Annotated in this window: 4 protein-coding genes; 1 reads left to right on the top strand and 3 read right to left on the bottom strand. The window is 73.0% G+C overall.

The genetic code is table 11. The annotated features are described in order from the left end of the window. From B8460_RS06395 to B8460_RS06385, 3 genes are all read right to left on the bottom strand, one after another. Positions 1-792, bottom strand: a 792-nt coding sequence (locus tag B8460_RS06395) for a type II secretion system F family protein (protein ID WP_048860750.1), incomplete at its 3' end; no start/stop codon positions are given. A gap of 3 nt (positions 793-795) precedes the next feature. Beyond that, positions 796-2,550 (bottom strand): GspE/PulE family protein, encoded by a 1,755-nt coding sequence (locus B8460_RS06390; protein ID WP_052945152.1) that lies wholly within the window; start codon positions 2,548-2,550, stop codon positions 796-798. 175 nt (positions 2,551-2,725) lie between these two features. Further along, positions 2,726-3,517: an enoyl-CoA hydratase-related protein gene (locus tag B8460_RS06385; protein WP_048860749.1), complete on the bottom strand. Its 792-nt coding sequence runs from the start codon at positions 3,515-3,517 to the stop codon at positions 2,726-2,728. Positions 3,518-3,645: 128 nt separating this feature from the next. Between B8460_RS06385 and B8460_RS06380 the strand changes: the two genes are divergently transcribed. Further along, on the top strand, positions 3,646-4,414 hold a 769-nt coding region (locus B8460_RS06380), incomplete at its 3' end, for a CaiB/BaiF CoA transferase family protein (RefSeq protein ID WP_048860748.1).

The following is a 4,414-nucleotide window of genomic DNA, read 5'->3' as shown; positions in this document are numbered from 1 at the left end:
GAACACCGGCAGCCGCAGCCGCAGCCGGTCCCACGCCGCGCGCGGCGCCGGCCGGCGCAACAGCTCGCGCGCGCCCACCACCAGGATGGCGAGCCCGGCCAGCAGGAACGGCCAGTCGCGCGACAGCACGTCGCCCACGTCGATCAGGATCTGCGTCGGCCGCGGCAGCGCGACGCCGTTCTGCTGGAACAGCGGCACGAATTGCGGCAGCACGATCGTCAGCAACAGGGTGATCGAGCCGATCGCCGCGACCAGCAGCAGGGTCGGATACACCAGCGCGGACACCACCGTCGCGCGCAGGCTGCGCTGGCGTTCCAGCAGCACCGCGAGGCGCTCCAGGGTGGGCGCCAGCCGCCCGCCCGATTCGCCCGCGCGCACCAGCCCGATATGCAGGGCCGGGAAGCTGCGCGGATGCCGCTGCAGCGCGGTCGCCAGCGGCGCGCCGTTGCGCACCGCCTCGCGTATGTCCTCGTAGATGCGCCGGGCGCGGGCGCCGGGCGCCGTCTCTACCAGGAAGCGCAGCGCGCGGTCGAGATCCTGCCCCGCTTCCAGCATGACCGCGAGCTCGCGCGTCATCTCCGTCACCTCGGTGCGGGTCAGCCGCCGCCCGCCGCCGAGATCGCGCAGGAACATCTCGGCGAGACCCGAACGCCCGTCCGCCGGCTCCGCGCGCATCGGTATGGCGCCGCCGCGGCGCAGCGATTCCACGACGGCATTGGCGTCCGCCGCCTCCATGATGCCGCGCGTCACCTCGCCCGTGGGCGCGATGGCGACATAGCGAAAACTCGCCATGCCTCAGGCCTCGGCCCGTATGCTGCGGGTGACTTCCTCGATCGTCGTCTCCCCCGCGAGCGCGGCGTCGAGCCCGGCGTCGAACATCGTCGTCATGCCGGCGGCCACCGCCGCGCGCTCGATGTCGGCATGGTCGGCATGGGCGAACAGCAGCCGCTGCACCTCGTCGTCGGGCAGCAGGAACTCCGCGATCGCCTGCCGGCCGCGATAGCCGGTGTTGCGGCAACGCGGGCAGCCGACCGGGTGATGCAGCACCACCGGCCGGCCGCCGTTGCGGGCGTCGAGGCCGAAGCGCGCGACCAGTTCGGCCGGCGCCGGCGCCGGCTGCTTGCACGCGTCGCACAGCCGCCGCACCAGACGCTGCGCCAGCACGCCGCGCAGCACGGCGGCGAGCAGGTAATCCTCCAGCCCCATGTCGCGCAGCCGCGTGATGGTCGCGGCGGCGGAGTTGGTGTGCAGGGTGGACAGCACCAGATGCCCGGTCAGCGCCGCCTGCACCGCGATCTGCGCGGTCTCGAGATCGCGCACCTCGCCCACCATGATCACGTCCGGGTCCTGACGCAGGATGGCGCGCAGCAGATGCGCGAAACTCAGCCCGATCTGCGGTTTGACCTGGATCTGGTTGACGCCGGTGAGCTGGTATTCGATCGGGTCCTCGATGGTGATGATCTTGCGCGCGATGGCGTTGATCGTCAGCAGCCCGGTGTAGAGCGTCGTCGTCTTGCCGCTGCCGGTCGGGCCGGTGACGAGGACGATCCCGTTCGGCAGGTCGAGCGCGCGGCGCAGCCGTTCGACGACCGGCGCCGGCAGGCCGAGCCGGGCGTAGTCGAACGTCACCGCGCTGCGGTCGAGCACGCGCAGCACCACCGTCTCGCCATGCAGCGAGGGGACGGTGGAGACGCGGAAATCGACCTCGGTGCCGCGCACCGCGAGCTTGATGCGCCCGTCCTGCGGCAGCCGCCGCTCGGCGATGTCGAGCCGCGCCATGATCTTGATGCGCGACGTGATGGCGGGCGTCAGCCGCGCCGACGGGCTGTCCGCCTCGTGCAGCACGCCGTCATAGCGGTAGCGGACGCGCAGCCGGTCCTCGAACGGTTCGATATGGATGTCGCTTGCCTGCGTCTCGACCGCGCGGGAGATGATCTGGTTGACCAGCCGGATCACCGGCGCCTCGCTCGCGAGGTCCTTCAGCCGCTCCGCATCCTCCTCCAGCGGCGCCTCGGCCTCGGCGCCGTGGGCGTCCGCCTGCTCGGCGATCTCCGGGTACAGCCGCTCCAGGGCCGCATCCAGCTCGATCGGCACCCCGACCTCCAGCGCGACGCGCAGCCCGGTCGCGGCGGCGATGGCGGCCGGCACGAACGGGTCGAGCGGGTCGGCGGCGGCGACCGTCAGCGTCTCGCCCTCCAGCGCGACCGGGAGCGCCCGCGCCTGACGCAGGAAGCGCGGGGTCAGCCGTTCCGGCAGGATCGGGGCATCGGCGGGATAGCGCGCAGGCGTCGCGACCGGCAGGCCGAGGAGCGCCGCGTAACCGGCGGCAAGCCCGCGCTCCGTCACCAGGCCGAGCTGCATCAGCACGCTGTCCAGCCGCTGCCCGGATTCGGCCGCGACCCGCCGGCCGCGCTCGACCGTGCGCTCGTCGCAATGCCCGCCCGCGATCAGGATGCCGGCCAGCACCGGCATCGCATCCTCCGGCGCGACGGCCGGGGCGGTGGCCGGCGGGGTGATCGGCGCGACCTTCTCCTTGCCCGGGGCACCCATCGTCAGACTGAAACAGCATTCATGCGGGCGGCAGAAAGCCGAAAGCGGCGGCCAGCAGGATGACAGTTCCGCAAATTTTCATCGCCGGCGCCCGCGCCCGCGCCGATTCCGTCCCCGCGTGGCGCATCCGCCGCAGGCCGGCACGATCGGGGCGCGGTGCGTCCGGCCATCGGCTCTAGGCGCCCCGGAACGCCGACGGGCGCTTCTCCAGGAAGGCGGTCACGCCCTCCGTGAAGTCCGCGCTGTGGCCGAGGGCGCGCTGGAGATCGGCCTCCAGCTGCAGCTGCTGCGCCAGCGTGTTGCCGGCGGCGGCGCCGAAGGCCTGTTTCATGGCGGCATAGGCGCGGGTGGGACCGGCGGCGAGGCGGCGGGCCAGCGCCTCGGCCGCGTCCGGCAGCGCCGCGTCGTCGTGCACCTCCCAGACCATGCCCCAGGCATGCGCCTGCTCGGCGGTGATGTCGGCGGCGAGCATGCTGGCCGCCAATGCCCGCTGGGTGCCGATGACGCGCGGCAGGAACCACGTCCCGCCGGCATCGGGCAGCAGGGCGATGCGGGCGAACACCTCGATGAACACCGCCGATCGGGCGGCGAGCACGATGTCGCAGGCCAGCGCGAGGTTGCACGCCGCCCCGGCGCAGATGCCGTTCACCGCCGCGATGATCGGCTTCGGCAACGCCCGCATGGCGAGCACGAGCGGGTTGTAGCGGGTCTCCAGCGCCGCGCCGAGATCGCCCCCTGGCTGGATGCCGCCGCGCAGGTCGGCGCCGGCGGAGAACGCCCGGCCACGTCCCGTCAGGATGATCGCCCGCACCGCCGCGTCCCCGGCCGCCGCGTCGAAGGCGCGCCGGACCTCGTCGATCAGCAGGGCGGACAGCGGATTGAGCTTGTCGGGCCGGTTCAGCGCGATGCGGCAGACGCCGTCCGCGACCGAGGTCTCGATCGTCTCCCATACCGTTCCGCCGGTCATCTCGCGCGTCCCTCCCGTTCGTTGGACACACTCTATCGGCCGCGCCTACCCTGGACCAGCCGGGCGTCCCGACCGGGTGTCAACCGCGGGCGTCCCGGTCAGGCAGGCACAGTCGATAAGGATCAGCCATGGGTCCGCTGGAAGGCGTCCGCATCCTCGAACTGGCCGGGATCGGCTCGGCGCCGTTGTGCGCCATGCTGCTTGCCGACATGGGGGCTACGGTCCTGCGCATCGAACGGATGCAGGCGGGCGAGCCGGTGCTGCCGGTGCCGCGCGCCGCCGACGTGATCGGGCGGGGGCGCGAAAGCCTCGCGATCGACCTCAAGCAGCCGGCCGGGCGGGAATTGCTGCTGCGTCTGGTGGAGGCGTCGGACGGGCTGATCGAGGGGTTTCGCCCGGGCGTCGCCGAACGCCTCGGCATCGGCCCGGCGGACTGCGCGGCGCGCAACCCGCGGCTGGTGTACGGGCGCATGACGGGCTGGGGACAGGACGGGCCGCTCGCGCAGTCGGCCGGGCACGACATCAACTACATCGCCCTGTCCGGCGCGCTCGGCTCCATGGGGCGCGCGGGCGAGGGACCGGTGCCGCCGCTCAACCTGGTGGGCGACTACGGCGGCGGGACGATGTTCCTCGCCTTCGGGATGGTCTGCGCCCTGTTCGAACGCGCCCGCTCCGGCCGGGGACAGGTGGTGGACGCGGCGATGGTGGACGGCGCCTCGGTGCTGATGAGCATGTTCTATGCCCTGCGCGCCGCCGGGCAGTGGAGCGACACGCCGGGGACCAACATGCTGGATTCCGGCGCCCCCTTCTATGACACCTACCGCTGCGCCTGCGGCCGGCACGTCGCGGTGGGCGCGCTGGAGCCGAAGTTCTTCGCCACCCTCGCCCGGCTGATCG

The sequence above is a fragment of the Acidisphaera rubrifaciens HS-AP3 genome (assembly GCF_000964365.1).
In the GTDB taxonomy this organism is placed as follows: Bacteria; Pseudomonadota; Alphaproteobacteria; order Acetobacterales; family Acetobacteraceae; genus Acidisphaera; species Acidisphaera rubrifaciens.
This window is presented reverse-complemented; position numbering and strand designations above follow the sequence as displayed.